The sequence below is a fragment of the Francisella sp. 19S2-4 genome (assembly GCF_036281795.1).
Taxonomy (GTDB): Bacteria; Pseudomonadota; Gammaproteobacteria; order Francisellales; family Francisellaceae; genus Francisella.
Map to the genome: position 1 here is coordinate 19,339 of NZ_JAWUZH010000018.1, position 23,797 is coordinate 43,135.

Genomic DNA, 23,797 nt, shown 5'->3' on the forward strand with positions numbered 1-23,797 from the left:
TATTAAAGCTTAAAGCAAAACTAAGTTTTAATATGAAATTAAAAGAATTGCTGCTTTTAAAAATTGTAATTTTTCTTTATTCAGATATTATCGTACCCAACAAATATAAAAATAGAATTTTATCTGATGAATTTAACTAAAGATCAGTTTGATCTACTAATCAAAGAAGGCTGTTGTGTTACAGATATTCCAGCATTATCAGGATACGAAAATTTAGCTAATTCATTAAAAAGTTTTATATTACGAGAAAAATCTTACAAAGATAAATATTTGCAAAAAAACTTTTCTAAGGGGTTTGATGGTTATTCTTATTTAGGGCAACAAGATAGTACAAATCAGGGGGCAACTGACTTATTACATTCATTTGTGTTATCAAATCTACATGAATCTAGTTGCTTTCCTATAGAATTTAAAGAGTTTTTGTTAGATCAATGGAGTTGTATTTATAAACAAATTCAATTAATAGAAAAAGCTGTAATTTCATCTTTAAATTCTAAAATACTAAGTGATATTTATGAAAATATGGCTCATATGGTTTCATGTAACTTCTATCCTGAAGTTGAAGGTGAAATGCTTAGTGAGCCACTTCGCTTAACAGAGCATACAGACATTTCTCTTTTTACAATTTTTCCATTTGGGACAAGTGAAGGTCTAGAGTATAAAAACTCTCAAGGACAATGGCAGAAAATACCTGCTAGTGATAAAGTAACTATTTTTAATGGCTATTTTATGAACTATTGGAGTAATGGTAAGTTCACAGCTTGTGATCATCGTGTCAACCTTGATAAGAAAATGACTAAAGAAAGAGCTTCTTTTGCTTTCTTTTCTATACCACACCCTCAACAAGATATTAAGTTAATTAATGATTCTACGGCTTCAGCACAAAAGTATTATGATGACTATTTAGCATTGTTTTCTTAATATGTTATAGAATAGATCATTAGAGATTGTATATCAGCTTTATAAAACTAATACATATTTTCCTTTAGTATGAGCTTTACGCATTTCTTTTAGAGTCTCTGGCACTTCTTGGATAGAAATAGTATTTATTAAAGGAAGTTTTATAGATCCATTCTCAACAAGGCTCAACATCTTTTCACCAGCTTCTGTAAGTTGTTTTTTTGCTTTGTCTCCACCATATCGATGAGCCGCTCCTAAACTTAATTGGTGAAAAGATAAATTTCTCATAAATACATCATGATATTCTGTAGGTCTTACGATATCTAGAAGTTCTAAAAAATGTCCATTGAAAGCAAGTAAATCACTTAAAGCAATATCAGTACTTCTTCCAGAAGTATTTAACAATTTATCAATACCATAACCATCTGTATAGTCGAAAACTTTCTCAATTAGAGACTTATCATTATAGCTTATTACATGAGTTGCACCTAAAGATTTAACATACTCAAAATTCTTCTCAGAGCAGCTTGCAACTACATATTTTGCTCTAGCATTTTTAGCTAGTTGAACAGCAAAGCTACCTACACCACCTGAACCACCAGATATAAAGACACTATCTCCTTGAGTAATATTAAGCTTCTCCAGCATAGCTCTATATGCTGTCCAACCGGCACATGGTATGCTTGCTTGTTCAGCAGGAGTTAATTTTTGACTTGCTTTCATTAGTGTACGAGAGTCATGGATTGCATATTCTGCAAAACCTCCATTAGCACGCATCATATCACCATGATAAAGAACCAAATCTCCCTTATTCCATTTTGATACATCAGAGCCAGTAGCGATGATTTCACCACATACTAAACCACCAACCCAAGTTGATTGAGAATTTTCAACCATGGAAAACCACTGATTAATTTTTGCATCAACGGGGTTTAGTCCTACAGCTTTAACTTTCACTAAAACATCAGTAGAATTTTCTATTTTAGGGATATTTATCTCAGCATTTTCAAAAACATCATTCTTATCGTTATATATAATTGCTTTCATTTTATTTGTTTTTCTATTTATTTAAATACAAACTAGAGACTATTTTACTTGGTATATTTAACAATTAAAAATAATCAAAATTATGGATATTACTATCTGAAATTAAGCATTAACGTTGGAAGAAAATATATTACTAGAAGTTTCTTAGCTTTAGTAATTGTATCCCCTAGTTTTTATAGTTATATTTGAAATTAGTTGTACTAAAAAATCTAGTTTTTGAATGTTGCTAAATAATATTAATAATGAGTTTGATAGCGAAGCAAATGAATATAAAGAGTATAGGCTAGAATATCCAAAAGAAATCTTTGAATGGATTAAATCTATAAAGCCAGCGGCAAATAATGTTTTGGATCTTGGTACTGGGAATGGTCAAGCAGCTATTAAACTAGCAAGTTTTTATTCTAATATATATGCTATTGATATAAGTGAAAATCAAATTATATGTGCATATAAAAATCCAAATATTAAATACTTACAAATGGATGCTAAAGATATAACTTTTGATTTTAAGTTTGATTTAGTGATTTCTGCTACTGCTGCGCACTGGTTTGATCAAGAGGGCTGTCTGGATTCTCTAATTAGACATCTTAATAATAATGCCTTTGTTTGCTTTTGGAGCTATTCATTTCCAGAGTCATCAGATCCCCAAACAGTAGAGAAGTTAAATTTGATTAAAGATTTAATCGGAGATAAGTGGTCTAAAAGATCATTAATACATCTAAATAAATATAAAGATTTATACTTTCCATTTGAGGAAGTTAAAAATACTCCAAAGATAACTCTTAAGCTAAGTTGGGATTCAGATCAGCTATTTAAATTCTTTAGTACTTGGGGATTTTTTAGGGATTACTCAAAAAATGTCGATAGTGAATTTTTTACAAAAGTTAGAAAGATATTAGATGAGCAAGTATACAAAGTAGAATTTCCTTTGGCTTTTAGAGCAGGGTTTTATAGAGGATAAAATCTATATTTTTAGATCTTTGATAATATTTTCTACCATAGTAGTTATTTTACTTTTCACAACATCAGAAAGTACATCATCCTTTTCAAATATTCTTTGACCTTCTACTCCATAAAACTCAACATTGCTAATATCCATTCCGATAGCATCAGCTAATGCCAAAGATGGTGCAACCCCAACACTATGTGAAGATAAAAAACCACCAAAACTTAAAATATCTTTTGCTTTAAAGTAGAATTCTGTTCCAGGTGTGACTTTTGCATATACAGCATCTATAAGAATAACTTTTTCGTAGTTACTATCTAAATATGTCAGTAAGTTTAATCCAGGTCTGTCAGCACTTTCTATAGTTACATTTTGGATATTTTTTTCTTTTATAATATCAGTAAGTTTATCTGCGACAAACCAGCCAAATTGATCATCAGCAAATGGTGAACCTATACCAAGAATTAGAGTCTTTTGTTTCATTTTTTCCCTTTTATGATAAATATACTTTTGTAGAGATAGCTCACATTGTGCTGTCCTATAGGGTATTATTTAATTTTTCTTTTAGAATATATATTTACAAATTTAAACACAAAAAATACAGAGAAAATCATCACTAAAGTTAATCCAATAGTAGATGAGTAGTTATCGACAAAACCTGTAATCATATTAATAGTAGCAATATTTGTATTTAATAAGCCTAATAGCTCAAATAATGCAACAATATAAGCTGCTGCTATAACAATACATAAAATTATGATGTTATAACGATAAAATCTCTGCTCTTTCGAATTGAAGCTTAGAACTTTTGACATTAATCCAGCATCTATAGAATCTACTATAATCATTCCTAAAGCAAATGAGATAGGTAGCAGCATAATATACCAAATAGATAATCCATTTAGCACATTAGCAGCAGCCATGCCCAAAAGAGCTATCTCTGTGGCAGTATCGAAGCCTAAACCAAATAAGAAACCAACAAAATACATTTTATATGGTCTATCTATAATTTTTATTAGAGGTCTAAAAAGCTTTGCTAGTACAGAGTTTGATGTGTGATCATGAGCTACACAAGCTTTATTTTTGAGCATTTTCTTTAGAGAGAGAAGACTCATAGTACCTGTTAGTAGCAAAAATACAGCTGATACAATAGTTCCAAAAAAGGCTCCAATATCTAAAGCACTAGTTTTTTCAATACTTGCAAAGCTAAAGCCGATAACTATTAGTAGAGTAAGCAAGAAGACAATTGTTGAATGACCTAGGGCAAAAAATAATCCAGTTCTGAAACTAGCTCTATTTTTAGTAATTAGTTGCCTAGTTACATTATCTATAGCTACGATATGATCAGCATCAAATCCATGTCTAAGACCTAGCATAAAGGCAATACCAATCATACTAAGCATTTTAAGATCTTGAGTTGCTAGGAATAACAGTAACGCTAAGATTAGTATAGAGAAAATAGTTATATTTTTTCTCATATAAATTCCTTAAATTCTAAACATAGTTAATATTTTCACTACTAATGTGCTTTGTATTAGCAAAAATTAGATTGATTATAATATAAACTTATAAATCTTAATAATTTTAATCAAACAGTTAGATAAATTATTTAGTCTAAGCTCTATCAATATTCAAAGTTAAGAAATGAGCAGAGCATGAGATACAAGGATCATAGTTACGAATAACCATCTCAGCATGTAGTCTTATATTATCTTCAGGTTTGTCCAAACCAAAGTTTTCTAGAGCCATACGTAAGTCAGCTTCTATACAAGGTAGGTTTTGCGATGTAGGAGCTGAGATTCTGATTTTCTCAGCTAAACCTTGATCATTAACCTTGATATGGTCGATTTGGATACCACGAGGAGCCTCTACAGCACCCCAAGCATCAGCAGCTTTGACCTTATAGTCAACACATGGAGTATCTGAATATGAGTAGTTCTCACAAACTTGCAATGCTCTTTCAATAGCCCAATATCCCTCTATAGCTCTAGCAACTACTGAGTGGAACATATTTCTACTTGGCCATTTAACACCAGTATCATGAGCCATCTGTTGAATATGCTTAGGTAGTTTGTCAAAGTTTAGGTTGATCCTAGAAAGAGGGCCTAAAAGTATAGGCTGACCATCAACAGTGGTAGAGTGTAAAGCTGTAGACTGTACAGCATGGAACTCTCTGAAATGATCATCATACTCACTGATATGGAATTTTTCGCCATCACTAGTGATTACATCATCGCCAAATACAGGATACTCAGTCGGATGAGATAAACTTACCATCTTAAATGGAATAGTTGTATCTGGGAATGATAGTGTCGATACCCACTCAACAACATCTTTAGCTTCTTTTAGAGCATCTTTCATTTTAGGGATTAACGCATGAACTTCTTTAACTAAAGGAGCTTTGTAGAATCCACCAACCTTCATACCATTAGGATGAACAGATCTACCACCTAGTAGTTTAAGAATATCATTACCTAAGTGTTGTAACTTAACACCACGGACAACTTCTTTAGGATAGTCTTTTGCCATTTCAATAGCAGATCTATAGCCTAAGAAGTCAGGCGCCGCTAATAAATGCACATGTAGATAATGTGATTCTATCCACTCACCTAAGAACATTAGTAGACGCATATCATCTATCCACTGAGTTCTAGTAATATCAAAAGCACTCTCATAAGCTCTTGAGAAGCCTGCTTGGTATGCAAGAGGGCAAATACCACAAATACGCGCTACAGCATCGATAATTGCATTTGGTTCTCTACCTTCGAGGAATTTCTCAAAGTAACGTGGTGGTTCATAGATCCTTAGATCACACTTATCTATTTTGCCATCTTTAATTCTTAAATCTAAAGCACCTTCACCCTCAACACGGGCTAAAATAGGCACTTCTATAACTGTTTCTCTACTCATAACTATACTCCAGCCTTTTTAAATACATCATCTTGGCTACTGATAAATCTATATTTATCATGAATTTGTTTATCTGATAATCCTAACTCTTTTAGCTTACGTGTCATTGCCCCTAGGTTGGCATATTTAGATGCCCCAAAGCAACCGTAACAGCCACGTCCAAGTTTTGGACATATCGCACCACAACCATCTGCGATTACAGGGCCTAAGCATGGCTCACCTTTAGCTACCATTACACAAGTAACGCCAGCATGCTTACAAGTTGTACAAACAGGATCAACAACTTTCTCAGGTTCTACACCAAAGAGTAGTTGACGGATAGCCTTAAGTATTTGCTCTGTAGTTATAGGGCAACCAGATATTTCAAAATCAACATTTACATACTCTTTGATAGCCTTAGCAGTTGGTAGATCTTCATCGATGATTACTTGAGTCTCTTGCGGATATACAGCTTTTTGCCATTCTAAAAGCTCAGCGTCATTTGTGAAGTTTCTTAGAGCTTGGATACCTCCAGCTACAGCACAAGCACCTATAGATATTACATACTTTGCTTTTTCTCTGATTTTTTCTAAACGATGAATATCGTGATGAGTGTTTACACTACCTTCGATAAATGCAATATCAACTTCGGCAAATTCATCAAGAGGACCAGCTTCCGCAAAGTGGACAATATCAACCATTTCAGCAAGTGTAAGAAGTGATACAGCATCGTTTATTAAAGCAAGCTGACAACCATCACATGAGCTAAATTTATGCACGGCTATTTTAGGTCGAGGAGCTAAATTTTTTAATTTATCTTGAGCGGACATAATTATACTCCTTTTATTTCTAACAGTTTTTTAACAGCTGGATAAGCATATACAGCACCATCTTTACAGACAAATTCTTTGCCCATTTGGCAATGACCACAATGTCCGATAGCACACTTCATGCTTCTCTCTAAGCTGACAAATATTTGCTCTTCTGGCACGCCAACTTTAGCAAATTCTTTAGCAACATTTTTCATCATAATTTCAGGACCAACACTCATTACATAAGTATTTGCATAATCAATGTCTAAATCTGGAATTGCTGCGGTTACAAAGCCATCATACCATTTCCATGGACCATGAGGCTCTCCAGCTGTAGCAGCTAGAAGTACTTGTGTATTTGGCTGGTTATTCCAGTTGGTATATTTATCTTGATAGATAAGTCCAGAAGTATCACGAATACCTTGCACGACATATACTTTGCCATAGTTATCTCTATCTTTCATAATCTCTTCTGTTGCTGCAACTAGAGGAGCATTACCAAGACCACCTGTCATGATTACAACATCTTTACCTTTAGCTTGTTCTACTGGCCAAGAGCTACCAAAAGGACCTCTCACGCCGATAGTTTCGCCTGTTTTTAGCTTGTTCATGCCTTTAGTTATACGCCCAACTACTTGGATAGTATGCTCAAAGATATCATCAGCAAAATTTCTATCATTAACAATAGATATAGCTACTTCACCAACACCATACAGATACAGCATATTAAACTGACCAGGATGAAACTTATAATTTTTGCGTAACTCTTCATCTACAAAGCGTAAACGTAGAGTAAAAATATCATCAGCATCTTGGATAAACTCAACTATCTCAGCTTCATGAGGTAAATAAGCATCTTGTGGGTATATCATAATTATTTCTCCTCACAAATAGCGTTAATTTCTTCTGTAACATCAATTTTTACAGGGCACCATGTGACACAACGGCCACAACCAACACAGCCTTTAGTCTTAAACTGCTCTTTCCAAGTACCAAACTTGTGAGTTAGCCATTGGCGATATCTGTGTTTTGGCTCTTCACGATATAGTTCACCATGAGTATAGCTATGATCTAGACCAAAGCATGAATCCCATTCACGTGTATGCTCACTTTCTTTACCATCTAAGCTCGGTTGCTCTTTTTCTGTGTGGCAGAAGCAAGTAGGGCATGATTGCGTACAGCTACCACAAGATAGACATCTCTCTGCAACATCATCCCATTGTGGATGATCGTATGAGCTAGTTAGTGCTTTTTCTACTTGAGCTATTGGAGGTAGAGTTTTTTGTTGCATACCATACACAGCTTTTACTTTTTGTTCAGCTTGGTATGTTTGAGCACCGGTTGCTGGCTCTAACTGTAGCGCTAATATTGTTTGTCTGCCTTTATCACTACCAGTCTCTATCACAAAACCGTTCTCAATTTCTGTCATAGCTAGATCAAAACCTTTATCAGCCTCTGGTTTATCACCTAGAGCGATACAGAAACAGTTACTATGTGCTGTAGTACAGTTTGCAGCTACGATAAACATAGCTTCTCTTCTAGCTTTATAGCGTACATCTTGATAAGCATTTTCAACAAAAACTCTATCTTGAATTTCAATAGCTCTTAGATCACAAGGTCTAACACCTAGTACAGCATATTTTTTATTATTTAAGCTTTGGTTAAAGGCTAGCTTACCATTTTCGTCACGTGAAACTTTCCAGAGTGTTTCTTTCTCTTCAAAAAGCATTGGCTTAACAGATTGGACAGGTACACTCCAACCAAAAGCTTTTTTTGTATCTGTTTTGATGACTTCATATTTTGCAGGCTCTTGTATATCTACATAACCCCATGGAAGATCACTTGCATTATTTATATTGTCATAAACAATAGATTTATCTCTAACTGCAGGGGCCATAACTTCATAGCCTTGCCCTGAGAAGTAAGAAATCATCCTATCTAGATCATCATGTTTTAAAAAATAAAACTGACTCATGTTACTCTCCTTAACATATTCTTGGTAATTGCTCACCACTTAACCAATCCACGCGTCTTTTGCCACCAAATGTGGTTTTCATAAATACTTGTGGTTGCTCACTTTTTCTTACGGTTGCTATCACTTGGGCATTTTCTCCTAATGGATGTCCCCTTAAGCAGTCTAAAACCTTTTGAGTTTGACTAGGCTTACAAGCGATTAAAACTTTGCCTTCATTGGCGATATATAATGGATCTAAGCCAAGTAGCTCACACGCTGATTGAACTTCTCTAGATATAGGAAGTTTTTCCTCATCTATCTCAATAGCTACATTATGTTGGTTAGCCCATTCATTAAGTGTTGCGCCGACCCCTCCACGAGTAGGATCACGCATTGTCTTTACTTTACAGTTATTTTTATAGATTGATTCAACAAGGTCATCTAAGGATGTTGCATCGCTTACTACTTTGCACTGGAAATCTAGTCCAGCACGTTGTGACATCACAGCGACACCATGATCACCTAGAGAGCCATTTATGATAATCTCATCACCATCTTCAAGAGTATCTCTAGTGACAAAATCATCACGAATTACACCAACTCCTGTTGTATTGATAAAGATACCATCACCTTTACCTTTCTCTACAACTTTAGTATCACCAGTTACAATTTGGACATTAGCATTTTTAGCAGCCTCTGCCATAGAGTCTAAAATTATTTTTAGATCTTTAAGAGGTAGACCTTCCTCTAATATAAACCCTACAGATATATATAGTGGTTTAGCACCACCAACAACTAGATCATTAACTGTTCCATGAATTGCAAGACTACCAATATTACCACCACTGAAAAAATACGGTGTAATAACATAGCTATCTGTAGTCATCGCGATTTTACCATTTATCTGTGGTAGTACAGCTTGATCTTCTGCTTGAGCTAAAAATTGACTATCAAAGCTTTTTTTAATCATCTGCTCTATTAAATGATGCATAGCTTTACCACCAGCCCCCATTGCTAGATCAACTACACCATTTTTTATATTTAATTTCACAGCCATTTTAGTCTCCGTATTGATAATGTGCTGCACAAGCACCTTCAGATGAAACCATACATGCTCCCATTGGTTGTTCTGGAGTACAAACCACACCAAACAGCTTACAATCTTTCGGCTCTTTTAGACCTCTTAGAATATCAGGACAAGCACATTGTTTATGCTCTAGTCCTTGCACTTCAGGTATTTGATAGTATTTTTCAGCATCAAATTTTGAGTATTCATCTTTTATTTCTAAAGCACTATTTGGAATATATCCAAGTCCACGCCATTCAAAAGTATCTCTAATTGTTAGGTATTGAGATATTAAGTTTTGTGCTAGCTGATTACCATTTGGTACTACAGCTCTTGTATACTGGTTCTCTACGCCAGTTTTACCGGCATTTATCATCTTGATAAGCATAAGTATAGATTGCAGTACATCTAAAGGTTCAAAGCCAGCTACAACCATTGGTTTTTGGTACTTTTTGGTTACCTTATCATAAGCATTACTACCAATAATTACACTGACATGAGATGGACCTAAAAAACCATCGATCTTAACATCTTCAGATAAGATAGCTTGCATAGCTATAGGTGTAAGTACATGGTTACAAAATATTAGAAAATTATCTAATTTTTTAGCTATTGCAAGTTGTATAGCTACAGCAGTTGGTGGCGTAGTTGTTTCAAAGCCAATAGCAAAGAATATAATCTTTTTATTAGGATTCTCTTCAGCTAATTTTAGAGCATCTTCTACTGAGTAGATCATGCGCACATCAGCACCACGCGCTTTAGCTTTGATTAGACTATCTTGGTGAGATCCCGGGACGCGAATCATATCAGCATAACTACAAAATATTACATCTTTTTGTGATGCCAAAAATATTGCTTGATCAACTCTTTTGATCGGTAGTACACAAACTGGACAACCTGGTCCATGTATCATTTTGACATTTGCAGGTAATAGGCTAGGAATACCATAACGGTGTAAAGCATGCGTATGCCCACCACAAAACTCCATCAGATTGTATTGTCTATTAGGGTCAACTTCTTTAGCGATTTGTTGTAAAAGACTTTTTGCAACTTTCGGGGCCCTAAATTCTTGTATGTAATCCATAACATTACCCCTTACTTATATTGTAACATTTCTTCGAGATCTTTAAGAGTCTGTTGGGCCATTTCTTTGTCTAATTTACTTAATGCAAAGCCAACGTGAATTATTACAAAATCACCGATCTCGACACTATCAGCAAGTAGAGCTAGTGAGATTTCTTTTTTGACTCCACCAACATTTACAGTTGCTTGATTTTCTGGTTTTATTTCTACAATTTCTGCAGGTATTGCTAAACACATTTTACTTCACCTTTTTTAAATTTTTTGGCTCCAAGCCAAGCTTGTCCAAGACTTATACCACCGTCATTTAGTGGCACTTTTTCTGAGATATAGACATTAAGATTCAACCTTTTAAGTTGACTATAAACCTCAGTAAGTAGTAGTTTATTTTGAAAACAGCCACCACTGAGTATTATTGTTTTTATATTTTTCTCTTGAGCTGATTTATTAACCCATTCAACTAAAGCATAAGCTAAAGTGCCATGCCATAAATTACTAGCTATAGATTTATTATTAGCTTTAATAATTTTTTTGAATAGTTTTTCTAAAACCAATCTATTCTCATCAGATATTTCAAATAGATCTTCTTCAACGATTATTTGGTTAGTTAATGACTCTAATTCCATTGCACCCTGGGCTTCATAGCTATTTATATGACAAATATTAAGTAGGCTGGAAACAGCATCAAAGAGTCTGCCCATACTGGTAGTTTTACCTTTTGGTAATAAGTCATTTTGCAAAAGTTTAATAAGGTTCGCAGCCTGTGAGAATTCTTTGATATGGTTTGGTATCTCAAGATCGTATTTATGACATACTGCAAGAGCCATTCGCCAAGGCTCTTTAGCTACCTTGTCACCACCGATATATTCGATAGGATCTAACTCACCAATGCGATTAAACTCTAAGTTATCAATATCACAATGATAAAGTTCACCACCTCTAGCTAAACCATCCTCACCTAAACCAAAACCATCTAGTACTAAGCCTATAGCTTGACCTTGCAAATTATGCTCAGCAATTACAGCTGCTAGGTGGGCTTGATGATGCTGAATCTGATAAATCGGTAGATTAAACTTCTGCGCAAAATGCGTAGTATAAATATCGGGATGTAAATCACAAGCAACACCATCAAACTTAAGTCCAAACATATTTTGGAAATGCTCTAAAGACTGCTCAAAAAACTCTATATTAGCTTGGCTATCCATATCACCAATATGTTGCGATACAAAAGCTTGATTATCTTTGATAAAGCAAAAGGTATTCTTTAAAAATGCTCCTGTAGCTAATATATTTGGTAAGCTTTCAGATAGCTGTATTGATTGTGGTACAAGGCCTTGAGATCTTCTAATTGGTAGATTTTTACCTATAACAGTATAAAAGACACTGTCATCACTTTTTATTGCAATATCACGATTATCTGTAACTATTAGATCAGCGATATCTTTGAGTTTTTTGTGAGCTTCTTTATTATCAGCAATAATACTTTCACCAGATATATTTGCACTTGTAACTATCAATGCTAAATCATAATCCTCATTAAGCCAGCTAGAGCCAGTAGGTTGGTTTAGTAGATGATGAAAAAGGATATAGTCAGTCCCAGTAGTTGGGAGCATAAAACCAAGCTGATTTATATTAGGTGCAATAGATGAGCTAATATTGCTACTAGAATGTCTTTTAAGTAAAACAATAGGTCGAATAGTAGTGTTTAGTAACTCATCTTGCTGTAGAGTAACCTCTGCAAAATACTCTTGTATACTTTGGGCATTTAGAGCCATTAGCGCAAAAGGTTTATTAGGCCGATGTTTTCTTCTGCGGAGTTCTTCGACTGATTGAGTATTTGTAGCATCAACAACTAATTTAAAACCATTTTGACTTTTTATAGCGATGATTTTACCAGCTTTGATAGCTTGGGATATTCCTTCAAAAGAATATGATAATTTTGGGCCACACTTAGAGCATGCAACGGTTTGGGCATGATAATGTCTATCTAATGGATTTGTATAACTGGCTATACAATCATTACATAATACAAAATCTTTATAAGTAGTTTTATCTCTATCATAAGGTAAGCTTTGTATTGTGCTAAAGCGAGGCCCACAATGAGTACAGCTAGTATATGGATATAAATAGTAGCGACTTTTAGGGTTAAAAATATCATCTAAGCATAAATCACAAATAGCTGTATCAGCTGGAATCTTGGTTGCCGAACTACCTTGTAAAGTTTCTAATATTTTAAAATCTGTAAATTTAGTTTCAGTTTGGTAAGTAGTCTTTTCAAAAGTTTCTATACTAGCTAGTGGCGGTAGTTTTGCCTGCATATCAGCTATAAAGCCATCCGCGATATACTCATTACATTGTAGAATTATTTCAACACCATTAGGAGTATTTTGCACCGAGCCACACAAATCCATATCTTTGGCAAGACAATAGATAAAAGGGCGGAATCCAACTCCTTGGACTATACCATTGACAAGAATTTTTGTTATGACTTGTTGCATTTTTCCCTCTTGTGGTGGGTATTTACCAGCCTAATTAAAATTGTTAGTCATACTACGGTTCCGACCGTAGTATCCATTGTCAAACTATAGATTTTCTCCATAATTTTTGGATTCTATGGTCAAGCCATAGAATGACACTATTTCTTTTTCTATCATCCTTCCAGTTACTGAGCACATTCGACTATACTCAGTAACCACGAAGTCGAAGGGCGACCGTAGTCTCCGTTGGTCTTTTTAAAACTCGCCTCTTGAAAAGGGACCAACTTGTTGGCGGGGTGTGGTCACCTATCTTTTATTAAGATAGAGGGTGGGAGAGAGTTTTTTATAGACTCCTCCTAACCTCCTCTAAACTAGAGGAGGGACACTAGTCAAAAGTACTACCCCATCAGTCTGCGACTGCCACCCCTTCGTACCAAAGGAGAATTAAAATTATGAATTTTTATAATTCTCAATATACTCTAAGACAATCTCATGATGCTCTTTCGTTTTAAACTTATCAAACACATGATTGATCTTACCATCTTTGTCGATAAAGAAGCTAATTCTATGAATACCATCATATACTTTGCCCATAAACTTCTTCTCGCCCCAGACACCAAACTGTTCAGCAACTTTGTGATCTTCATCACTTAGAAGTTGTACTGTTAGGTTATCTCTTTCTTCAAATTTCTTGAGGCGTTTTGGAGCATCTGGACTAATACCTAGAACCACAGCATCAAGCTTAGCTAGTTTGTCATTAATACTACTTAGACCGATAGATTGAGTTGTACAACCTGGAGTCATCGCTTTTGGGTAGAAGTAAATTAAGACATTCTTTTTACCTTTAAAATCACTTAATGATACTTCTTCATTATTTTGATTTTCTAGTTTAAAGTTTGGAGCTAACTGTCCTTGTTCTAGTGTTTTCATTGGTTCTCCTTTTTAAGTTTTTTAATATCTAAAAAATACTTGTTTTCTAAAGATTTAAGAAGACTTTGGCTGTTATTAATCTCATTAATTGCTTGATCCGTATAATCATTAATTCCTTTATATTTTTCTATAATATTAATGATTTTTTTACCATCAAAATGCTTTAACAATTGATCGTAATTGTAATCTGATACTATTCCTTCTAAACGTTTTTTGTGCTCGCTATAGTATTTATCTGGCTCTAATGTACTTTCTATATTTGTTATTATCTTATTCTTAATATCGTTTAGATTTTCACTAATTCTTAAAGCTTTGTCATAAATTATACTCACATTATGTTTTGTATAAGCCATAGCTTCATTTTCAAATTCAGATTCTACACTTTTGAATATTTGTTTTTTTATATCATCAATATTATCAGAAAAGCATTTTAATATTTCCTCATCGCATAAAAGACTTTCTATTTCTCTAACATCCAACATGAAGATACTTTTTCTCAAGAGCTTTTTTCTATATTCTTCAGAGTAGTAGTCTTTATCAACTATGGCAACTGCCTCATTACAAAATAACTTTTTCTGATTATTAAAAGACTTACAATATGCAGTTACTTGTTTATGTCCTCCTGCAGGTATAACAGTATAATTAGTAAACAAGATTGAATAAAGTTTATAATCTAGACTTGTTCGATCATTTCCTTCACAAAATAATATAGGCTTTTTACTACCAATAAGTTCAACAACTAACTCTTTAGGTAAACTTCCATTATCATTACTTATCTCATCATAATCCCAATGATTTGATAGAGCATTATAGTTTCTAACCCAAAATATTCTTGCATTATTTCTGGCAGTTGCAAAACCAGGTATATGAGTTAAATAGATAAACTGACAGTCAGACCTAATTTCTTCTAATTTATCCCATAATTTATTTACTATATTCATATTTAGATGACTTTCTGGTTCATCAACTATGATATAACCATTCTTCTCCACAGTAAGAACATTAGCAATACAATAAAAAATACTTTTCTCACCATCACTCAAGCTCATAAATGGATAAGGATCACTACCTTGATTACTAGCAGTAATAACTTCTTGCCCATCATATTTCAAGGTTATATGATTAATTAGGCTTTCCCATATTCGTATAGTCTTCTTTAGTATAGAATCATTTTTAGTCAGTCCTGTGTAGGTATCATGAGCAACTTTGTGATCTTCAGCAATTAAGTAATTTATTAAGTTTTGAAAATCAGAATTTAAATCATCTTTTTCTACTTCCTTTTTGTGTAACCTATCTTGTTTTTGAGCTTTAGATAATGATAGCTGAGCATCTTTCACTAAAGGAATAGAGCTATTTTGATTACTAAAAAAAGCTCTTTGAGCTGGAATAACAATAGTTGAGTTATTATTAAAATCCTTACGAATCTTTTGCTTTAGATTCCTCGAAAAAGTACTTTTACCTGAGCCGTTAGAACCTATAAGAACTAGATTCTCTCCTATATTTTTCAACAAATCTAACGACTGTATAATATTTATACCCGTTTTAACTACCCCAATACTAGCACAAATATTTCCAAGGCTTTTACTAAAATTTTCGCAAGTATTCTTTAAGACTCTAGTTTCTGTACTACTGGAATTCAGACTAATTAGATTATCTAATAGCTTTTCATCATTAGCCTTAATAGACCTTATTATTTTAGTAAACTGGTTATTAATTATTTTTTTATAATTATTTAACGTCTGTGGATTAGAATAAGCCTCTTTAATAGCTTCTATATCATTTAAGATAGACTTAGAAAAATTAAATTTGATAGCATCATAAATAACAGTATATAGATCTTCATTTACATCAAAACTTAACCTTTCTTGTTCATCTAGTAGAATAAGTATTTGATTAAACCTAATATTATTCTCTATATATTCTCTAATCTTATTTATATATATCTTAACTTTCTCAAAATTCTGTTCAGTCAAGCTAATATCATTCATTATATTTACTTTAAACCTCTCAACCAATCCAACCAGCTATTAAAACCAGCACCAGTTTTTACAGATAGCTCAAATATTTTTACATCTGAACGAATCTTTTTAATATTAGTGATACATTCTTGAATATCAAAATCCACATAAGGGGATAGATCTATCTTATTGATAACAACCACATCAGCATAATAAAACATATCTGGGTATTTAAGTGGCTTGTCAGCTCCCTCAGTAGTTGAGATAACCGCAACACGATGCTTCTCACCAAGATCAAACATTGCTGGACATATTAAATTACCAACATTCTCAATCATTACAAAACCATCCTTGATATCACCAAGATGTTCAAAAGCATGCCCAACCATATGAGCATCTAAATGACAAGCTTTACCAGTATTTATCTGATAAGCTTTTGCACCAGCTTTACGGATTCTCTCAGCATCTAGATCTGTATGCTGATCACCTTCAACAACTGCGATAGGGTGACTATCACCAAGCTCTTTGATAGTTCTCTCAAGTAGAGATGTCTTACCAGAACCAGGACTTGAGACAAAATTTAGAGCAATATTATTACCTTTAGCTAATACATCTCTATTTTGCTGTGCATACTTATCATTTGCATCTAGGATTGCTTTTTCTAGTTTTACAGCATCGCCTTCATGACCATGGTGATGATGATTGCTATCTGTTCCACATCCACAAGTTGTACACATAATTTACTCCTTAATTAAAAACTATAGACTCTACGAGCATATCTTTACCTTTGAGGATATCTTTCTCAAAACCGCCACAATTAGGGCATTGCTCGTATAGCTTAGTTAATTCAAACTCATTTTCACAAGCTTTGCACTTTGCTATAGCTTGCTCATGTATTATTTCTAGCTTTGCTTGTTCTAGGACACTTTCTTTTGCAGCTACTGGGAACCAAAATTCAAAAGACTCAACATCCACGCCCGCCAAATTACCGATTTTGACAATCACTTTAGACACTTTTTTAGAGTTATCTTTAGCTGCTTTCTCAGCAATACTTATAACACTTTGACAAAGTGAGAATTCATGCACTCTTAGACCGAACAAAATAAATACCTTATAAATATATTATAACATATACATAAATTAGATATCAGAAACTAGTATCAAAAGACCTTATTTTACAAGGCTTTTAATGATAATAATTACCATTTAGAAAAATAACAATGTAATTGATCCCCTATCTATATATAATAAATTCTATACATAAAAAAACATTAGTTAGGATGATACAGCAACTAACTTTTAAAGATAAAGTAAAAACAGTTTCTATAATAAATTTAGGAGCAGTTTTAGAGTGGTTTGAGTTTTGTCTATATGGTTATTTAACTACCTATTTAAGTATACTTTTCTTCCCTAAGGAGGATCGAGTTGTAGCAATGATTACAATTTTTGGTATTTTTGCAGCTAGTTATATTATGCGACCTTTAGGTGGGTTTATATTAGGCTCTATCGGTGATAGATTTGGTAGGCGTTATGCTATCAGGTTAAGTATGATATTAATGTGTATCCCTATGTTACTAATGACTCTTATGCCAACCTATCAATCAGCAGGGATATGGGCTATTTTAGTTTTACTCTTTGCTAGGATGTTACAAGGATTTTCAGTAGGTGGTGAATATACTGGAATACTTGTTGCCTTGGCAGAGAGTGCTTCTGAAAAATATCGCGGTTTAACTACAGCTTTAGCTGGATTAGCATCTCAAGTAGGTGTAATACTTAGTGCGACTACTGTAGGAGTTTTATCAAGCATATTAACTAAGCAACAGATGTTAGCTTATGGATGGCGAATAGCTTTTTTTATGGGTTTGATTTTGGCTATATCTTCAACAATAATTCAAAAAAAAGCTAAAGAGTCCCCCTTCTTTAAAGAAATGAAACATACTAACAAACTTAGTAAAACACCTTTAAAAGATGCTATAAATGGCCCTAAAATGCCTCTAATTTGGACTTTCATTTTAACAGGGTATGTTGGTATTGCATATTATATGATGGCAACATTCTTACCAAATATTCTTATTTCTAATAGAGGCTTTAATGTTAATAAAATCATGTTTATAACAGTTGCCGTCTCATGTTTCTATGCTGCTTTATCACCATTTTTTGGTTGGTTATCTGATATCTATGGCAGAAAACCTCTACTTTATATACCAATACTATTATTAGCTATATTGGGCTATCCAATGTTTATATTCTTTAATAAAGGTAGTTTGGAAAGTATATTAATAGCTGAAATAATATTAGCTATTTTAATATCTGCGATGACTGCATCCTTCCAAATAACAGTTGCTGAGCTTTTCCCAACTAATCATAGATATAGTGGCATGTCGGCAGCATATAATACAGGTAATGCCTTGTTTGCTGGTACAACTCCGATGATATGTGTATGGCTATCAGGGGTATTTAACTCTAATTATGCCCCAAGTTTCTACCTAATAATATCTTCTATCATTACACTTGCACTTATTTATAAAATGCCTGAAACAAGACATTCACAAGAGTTTGAAATCATATAGAAAGATCTTTAATTTGAAGCTGATTTACTTTGAATAAATTTATTTATAATCATTGCTATAAGTGTAATTATTGCCCCAGCAGTAAGTATATAAGCAGGAGCTAATTTATCACCTGAGAACTTAATTGTACTAATAACTATCATTGGGGTTAAGCCACCAAAAACCGCAAAGCCAATATTATAAGAAAAGCCTATTCCAGTATAGCGAACATCTTGCTTAAATAGATCAATAAGCATAGCAGGAATATTACCCCAACAAAGTGCGGCTAAAATAGCGCTGACTATAATAGCTAGAAAGTAGTAATCTTGATTATAAACATACGTATTATAGATGATAAAGCTAAAAACACATGTAGCTATAATACTAATAAGTAAAATAAAAGTACGATTAATCTTATCAGCGAAGAAGCCTACAATTATGCAAAATATCGATAGGATAATTACCCCAAGACTATTAATCCATGTGAAATTTTCTATATGTAGATTTAGTATAGTTGTAAAATATGATGGTAATAATAAGAATAAAGTTACAAAACACAATGCTCCAAATGAAACTATTATAGAAGCATATATTAAGTTCCAACGATGAGTTAATAGCATTTTTGTAATAGGTAAAGAAAACTCCTCTTTAACAAAAGGATTAAACTCTTTGATATCTATTAGTTGACGTCTAAGATAGTAAGCAATTAGTCCAAATATTCCACCTAGAATAAAAGGTATACGCCAGCCATATGATAGCATTTGATCACTATTAAAATACTCTAATAATAAGCTCTCAACAATAAAGCCTATCGCTACTCCAGAGATTAAGAAACAAAAAATTGTTCCTGTAACAAAGCCTTTTTTATCTGGAGCAATTTCACCTACATATGTAATAGCACCAGGGATTTCTCCTCCTACAGATACTCCTTGAGCTACTCTACAAAGTACAAGTAAGAGTGGAGCTATAATACCAGCGTGACTATATGCTGGTAGTATTCCGATGATAAACGTAGATAAAGCCATAATAAGGATAGAAATTGTAAAGGTTTTCTTCCTACCATATTTGTCACCAAAATGGCCAAATATAATTCCTCCTAAAGGTCTAGCAAGATATCCTATAGCATAAGCACTAAAGGCAATTAATAATGATGTAATAGCTGATCCTGTTGGAAAAAATAGCTTTGAAATAAAGCTTGCAAGTAGGGCGTAAATGATAAAATCATAAAACTCAAGCATACCGCCTAAGCTTGATAAAAAGAGAGCTTTACGTTGATTTTTTTGTAACATATTTGTTTTATTACTCCTTTAAGGTTATAAGAGAATTTATTTCATTCTCGCTAGTATATTGTCTTTTAATATTAGTTGATGGTATAGGGCTGCAGCTATATGTAGTACAACTAATACAAGTAGAATACTAGCAAATACATAATGATAGCTGAATATTTTTATACCTAAAGAATAATTTGTCGTAAATATTTCTGGAAAAGGGAGGATAAAAAATATCTTCCAAGGATAGTTCATTAGCATTGAGCCAAGAAGGCCAGATGTAGCCATTCCAAATGCTGAAATATATATTCCTAAGTGGACAATCTTAGCAATTATATGTTGGATAAGAGGTAAAGGAGGGTTGTAGCTAAGTTTTTTACTAAGAACTCTAGCAATTACTAACATAATTATTACAAAGAATGTCAATAACCCAAAAGACTTATGCAATACTATAACCCAGCTAAAATTTAGTATTCCAAAAGAAAAACCAAATCCTAATATAAGTTGAATAATTATTAAGGTTGCTAAAATAGCATGGAGTAATCTTATACAAGTGTTATATTTCATAGTTAATAGAAGTGTTATTGTCGTAGTAATAGTTTTATACCATTTAATATATTGAACTAAAAGAGAATAGTTAGTTTTTCCAAATTTTTCTAAATTCTTTGATGATTTGATCATGACGTAAGAGAAAGTCATTAGTATTATAATTTTCATCAAACTTTTGTGTTTTTACGACCTTCTTATCTTCATTAAGAATTATCTTATTTGTAATGCTAAAAATTTTATCAGCAAGAGGTTTTATAAGTTTATTTGTCATAAAGCTACGATAGTTGACAATATATAGTTTTGTTTCATGTTCATTTATTGGAACAAAATAAACGCAGATTTTTAATTTATCAGAATTATTCAGAAGCCAAAAATTTGGCAAGATATACTTTAGCATTAAGCGATCATTTTTAATTGCTTCAATATACTCAGGTTGAATATTTAAAGTTACATTTTCTGGGATCTGATATCCTCTACCAATAGATTTTTTATGTACAGTTGCTAAATGGGTATAATCTAGTTGATTTTCTATACAGTGACGAATATTGTTTTGCCAAGTATCAATAAGAAGCGAGTATTTACCATTAAATTTATCATGTGTTTTTTGAATAAATTCAAAAGCATAACTATTATCAATCTCTTCATCAAAAATATTAATCCAAAGCATATCAGCAACGACTTTTGTAGGATATGCTTTTGTTTTTAGTTTTGGTATGGCGCCTTTGGTTTCAGGAGTATATATGCAACTACCATTACTATCAAATTTGAAACCATGGAATGGACAAACTATAGAATTATTACAGATTTTACCTGAGCTTAATTCAGCACCTCTATGAGGACAACGGTTTTCCATTACAATAATATTGTCTGAAGATTTCCAGGCAACGAGATTTTTACCAAACCTTTGTAATTTGATAGGTTTGTCTTTGATCTCTTTTATATGGGCTATGGCATACCAATATTTTGGAAGGTTTTTCATTTTGATGAAAATCTTTTTTTCATAAGTAGAATTATACCCCAAGCTATTAGATAATAAAAAGATAAGGTATTTAAAGTAGTCGGTATATATGAGTGTTAATTCGAATAATCAAGAAATTATTGGTGGAATAATCTTATTTTCAGCAGCTATACTGGCTATTTTTGTCAATAACTCACCACTATCTTTATACTATGGAATGTTAGACACTGTTAATGTAAAACTTGGTGTTGAGAATTTAGTTATAGATAAAAGTCTTACACATTGGATAAACGATGGTCTAATGGCTATATATTTTTTATATATTGGCTTAGAAATAAAGAGAGAGGTGATTACGGGGGTTCTTTCTAAACCATCAAATATAATAACTCCTGCTATAGCTGCTTTCACTGGATTAATATTACCAAGTTTAATTTATCTATTAATAAATTTTGATAATCCACATATTCTCGATGGATGGGCAATTCCTTCTGCTACAGATATTGCTTTTACCCTAGGGATATTAGCGTTACTTGGGACAAGAGTTCCTGCAAAATTAAAGTTGCTTGTTGTTACTATTGCTATTTTTGATGATATAGCTGCGATAGTTATAATAGCTTTTTTCTATTCAAAATCTTTATCTTTGATTTCTTTATCGTTAGGGTTACTTTTTATTTTTATGATGATCTTTTGTAGTCTTGTTTTAAGAATTAATAGAGCATCAATTTATGTTGTCCTAGGGTTTTTGGCTTGGTTCTGTACTATAAAGTCAGGTGTGCATGCGACTTTAGCAGGGTTTGTTACTGCACTATGTATTCCTTATCGAGATGGTGATAAAGACTCGCCTGCGAAATTTATGGAAGATTCACTATATCCTTGGGTTATTTATTTTATACTACCTATTTTTGCCTTTGCTAATGCAGGTATAAACTTCTCTGGGATTAGCTTTTCAATTATTTTTGAACCGCTAACCTTAGGAATAATCTTAGGCTTATTTGTAGGTAAGCAAATAGGTATTTTCTCTATATTAGCTCTTTTTAAGAAGTTAAAGATTTTTAAGTTAGGAGAGTCTTTTTCAAACATGCAGTTATATGGGGTTAGTATACTCTGTGGAATTGGCTTTACGATGAGCTTATTTATAGGAACTTTAGCTTTTAATGATAGCCATCTATTAAATTCAATAAAGATCGGAGTGATTATTGGATCGGTATTATCAGGGCTTACTGGGTATATAGTGTTAAGGTTTTTTGCGACAATCTCTAAATAATTAAGATTTACAAAATTTTGCATTTAAGAAATATTATAGAGATTTCTTATTATTACAGTCTTTTATTATTAATTGATAAAAAATGTATTAATGAAAAACCTAAATCAGCAAACTTTTAGAAGAATACAAGCTCATATATTGAAAGAGCTAGATAATTATATAAAAAATAGATTCACAAACTTTTTTACTGATAATCAGCATCAAAGAGCGGTAAGTGCTAGATACTATATTAATAGAGCATCTAATTTAGAGACTATTAGATATATTATTAATAATGAACTTTCTCTTCTAGAAATAGGTCAACCTATAAGTGAATATTTAGATGAAGCTATTGAGTATAATGTATCTCTTTATGCGAAAGAGATTAGTAATATGAATAAGGGAGGTTATTTTGCCACACTTAAGGAATGTAAATATTATTTAAGTCGATTAACAATAATAACACCAGATAGGTTAGTAGCTCAGAGTATTTTGAAAGAAGTTGATTATAGATCACTTGCATTGACACATAATGATCCAAATAAGATGATAATGGAGGGTAGAATGGCAGAGTTTTCAAAAACTATCCATGGTAATAGTTTTATATTGTCTGATAGTAGTATTTTTGAGAATTTGCAAGATGATAGTCAACATTACCCTCCTTTTAAAGAAAATTTCACATATATATTTACTATTTTTTGTCATAGGACGAGTATTGATCATTTAGAAATGAGAATTTCTGTTGGAGATAGTAGAGTGCATTCAACTCTTGTTCATAATGGTGAGTTTAATAAAGATGATTATACATTAAGTAATATAAATGAGTTTTTTGTTGTAATGGCTGGAGAAATAATACTTAATAATGATGAGATTAGAATTACTAATAAAAGCGGACATTTTAGACCGCCATTAAAATACTTTAATGCATGCAAAGAATTTATAAAAGAGAAACTGAAATGGTATGAGTATCAGGGTTACAAAATTATATTTAGAGATTTAGAAGAGTCATACTGGACTAAATGATTATTTATAATAATCTTGTTCAAAACTATATTTGATTTATAAAGTTGTTAATGTTACAAAAAATTACATTCTAAAGACTGTTGAATTAATATCCCAAATTGTTAGATATATTTTGTAAAATACAGATGTTACAGATATTAGTATTTTA

Annotated in this window: 23 protein-coding genes; 5 read left to right on the plus strand and 18 right to left on the minus strand. The window is 32.7% G+C overall.

Annotated elements, in window-relative coordinates; genetic code table 11:
- Positions 1-126 precede the first annotated feature (126 nt).
- Positions 127-921 carry a 2OG-Fe(II) oxygenase family protein gene (locus R8535_RS05445; protein WP_329497234.1) on the plus strand — a complete coding sequence of 265 codons (795 nt, stop codon included), beginning with the start codon at positions 127-129 and terminating at the stop codon, positions 919-921.
- 39 nt (positions 922-960) lie between these two features.
- Here the strand turns inward: R8535_RS05445 and R8535_RS05450 are convergent, their stop codons facing one another.
- Complete coding sequence (locus R8535_RS05450) at positions 961-1,947, minus strand: zinc-binding dehydrogenase (protein ID WP_329497232.1); 987 nt, start codon at positions 1,945-1,947, stop codon at positions 961-963.
- Between the two features lie 220 nt (positions 1,948-2,167).
- Between R8535_RS05450 and R8535_RS05455 the strand changes: the two genes are divergently transcribed.
- Positions 2,168-2,908, plus strand: a complete 741-nt coding sequence (locus tag R8535_RS05455; RefSeq protein ID WP_329497230.1) for a class I SAM-dependent methyltransferase — start codon at positions 2,168-2,170, stop codon at positions 2,906-2,908.
- Positions 2,909-2,911: 3 nt separating this feature from the next.
- On the opposite strand, the gene R8535_RS05460 is transcribed toward R8535_RS05455, so the two are convergent.
- From R8535_RS05460 to hypA, 14 genes are all read right to left on the minus strand, one after another.
- Positions 2,912-3,376 carry a hydrogenase maturation protease gene (locus R8535_RS05460; RefSeq protein ID WP_329497229.1) on the minus strand — a complete coding sequence of 155 codons (465 nt, stop codon included), beginning with the start codon at positions 3,374-3,376 and terminating at the stop codon, positions 2,912-2,914.
- Between the two features lie 65 nt (positions 3,377-3,441).
- On the minus strand, positions 3,442-4,371 hold the full coding sequence (locus tag R8535_RS05465; protein ID WP_329497227.1) for a HoxN/HupN/NixA family nickel/cobalt transporter: 930 nt from the start codon (positions 4,369-4,371) through the stop codon (positions 3,442-3,444).
- A 136-nt stretch (positions 4,372-4,507) separates the two neighbouring features.
- Positions 4,508-5,803, minus strand: a complete 1,296-nt coding sequence (locus tag R8535_RS05470; RefSeq protein WP_329497225.1) for a Ni/Fe hydrogenase subunit alpha — start codon at positions 5,801-5,803, stop codon at positions 4,508-4,510.
- Between the two features lie 2 nt (positions 5,804-5,805).
- Positions 5,806-6,612, minus strand: coding sequence for a sulfhydrogenase subunit delta (locus R8535_RS05475; protein ID WP_329497224.1), 807 nt, complete (start codon positions 6,610-6,612; stop codon positions 5,806-5,808).
- A 2-nt stretch (positions 6,613-6,614) separates the two neighbouring features.
- A complete protein-coding gene (locus R8535_RS05480; protein ID WP_329497223.1) occupies positions 6,615-7,466 on the minus strand; it encodes an FAD/NAD(P)-binding protein in 852 nt (283 codons plus the stop codon).
- A 2-nt stretch (positions 7,467-7,468) separates the two neighbouring features.
- The gene (locus tag R8535_RS05485) at positions 7,469-8,569 is read right to left on the minus strand and encodes a 4Fe-4S dicluster domain-containing protein (RefSeq protein ID WP_329497221.1); all 1,101 of its coding nucleotides are present in this window, start codon (positions 8,567-8,569) and stop codon (positions 7,469-7,471) included.
- 10 nt (positions 8,570-8,579) lie between these two features.
- The gene (gene hypE, locus R8535_RS05490) at positions 8,580-9,605 is read right to left on the minus strand and encodes a hydrogenase expression/formation protein HypE (protein WP_329497219.1); all 1,026 of its coding nucleotides are present in this window, start codon (positions 9,603-9,605) and stop codon (positions 8,580-8,582) included.
- Position 9,606: 1 nt separating this feature from the next.
- Positions 9,607-10,698, minus strand: a complete 1,092-nt coding sequence (gene hypD / locus R8535_RS05495; RefSeq protein ID WP_329497217.1) for a hydrogenase formation protein HypD — start codon at positions 10,696-10,698, stop codon at positions 9,607-9,609.
- 11 nt (positions 10,699-10,709) lie between these two features.
- Positions 10,710-10,934, minus strand: a complete 225-nt coding sequence (locus R8535_RS05500) for a HypC/HybG/HupF family hydrogenase formation chaperone (protein WP_329497215.1) — start codon at positions 10,932-10,934, stop codon at positions 10,710-10,712.
- Positions 10,925-13,192: a carbamoyltransferase HypF gene (gene hypF / locus R8535_RS05505; protein ID WP_329497213.1), complete on the minus strand. Its 2,268-nt coding sequence runs from the start codon at positions 13,190-13,192 to the stop codon at positions 10,925-10,927. Before hypF ends, R8535_RS05500 begins: the two co-directional genes overlap by 10 nt.
- A gap of 429 nt (positions 13,193-13,621) precedes the next feature.
- Positions 13,622-14,101, minus strand: coding sequence for a thioredoxin-dependent thiol peroxidase (gene bcp, locus R8535_RS05510; protein WP_329497211.1), 480 nt, complete (start codon positions 14,099-14,101; stop codon positions 13,622-13,624).
- A complete protein-coding gene (locus R8535_RS05515; protein WP_329497209.1) occupies positions 14,098-16,089 on the minus strand; it encodes a DUF4435 domain-containing protein in 1,992 nt (663 codons plus the stop codon). Before R8535_RS05515 ends, bcp begins: the two co-directional genes overlap by 4 nt.
- 5 nt (positions 16,090-16,094) lie before the next feature.
- Complete coding sequence (hypB, locus tag R8535_RS05520; RefSeq protein WP_329497207.1) at positions 16,095-16,796, minus strand: hydrogenase nickel incorporation protein HypB; 702 nt, start codon at positions 16,794-16,796, stop codon at positions 16,095-16,097.
- Between the two features lie 10 nt (positions 16,797-16,806).
- On the minus strand, positions 16,807-17,160 hold the full coding sequence (gene hypA / locus R8535_RS05525; RefSeq protein ID WP_329497205.1) for a hydrogenase maturation nickel metallochaperone HypA: 354 nt from the start codon (positions 17,158-17,160) through the stop codon (positions 16,807-16,809).
- Positions 17,161-17,339: 179 nt separating this feature from the next.
- Here hypA and R8535_RS05530 point away from each other — a divergent pair, with 179 nt between their 5' ends.
- Positions 17,340-18,629 carry an MFS transporter gene (locus R8535_RS05530; RefSeq protein WP_329497204.1) on the plus strand — a complete coding sequence of 430 codons (1,290 nt, stop codon included), beginning with the start codon at positions 17,340-17,342 and terminating at the stop codon, positions 18,627-18,629.
- Between the two features lie 8 nt (positions 18,630-18,637).
- Here R8535_RS05530 and R8535_RS05535 read toward each other — a convergent pair whose 3' ends face one another.
- The 3 genes from R8535_RS05535 to R8535_RS05545 form a co-directional block, all read right to left on the minus strand.
- Entirely contained in the window at positions 18,638-19,897 is a 1,260-nt protein-coding gene (locus R8535_RS05535) for an MFS transporter (RefSeq protein WP_329497202.1), read from the minus strand.
- A gap of 36 nt (positions 19,898-19,933) precedes the next feature.
- A complete protein-coding gene (locus tag R8535_RS05540; protein ID WP_329497200.1) occupies positions 19,934-20,443 on the minus strand; it encodes a cytochrome b in 510 nt (169 codons plus the stop codon).
- A 70-nt stretch (positions 20,444-20,513) separates the two neighbouring features.
- Positions 20,514-21,404, minus strand: coding sequence for a Rieske 2Fe-2S domain-containing protein (locus R8535_RS05545; protein ID WP_329497198.1), 891 nt, complete (start codon positions 21,402-21,404; stop codon positions 20,514-20,516).
- An 88-nt stretch (positions 21,405-21,492) separates the two neighbouring features.
- Here R8535_RS05545 and nhaA point away from each other — a divergent pair, with 88 nt between their 5' ends.
- Positions 21,493-22,647, plus strand: a complete 1,155-nt coding sequence (gene nhaA / locus R8535_RS05550; RefSeq protein ID WP_329497196.1) for a Na+/H+ antiporter NhaA — start codon at positions 21,493-21,495, stop codon at positions 22,645-22,647.
- Positions 22,648-22,737: 90 nt separating this feature from the next.
- Positions 22,738-23,649 (plus strand): hypothetical protein, encoded by a 912-nt coding sequence (locus R8535_RS05555; protein ID WP_329497194.1) that lies wholly within the window; start codon positions 22,738-22,740, stop codon positions 23,647-23,649.
- Positions 23,650-23,797 lie beyond the last annotated feature (148 nt).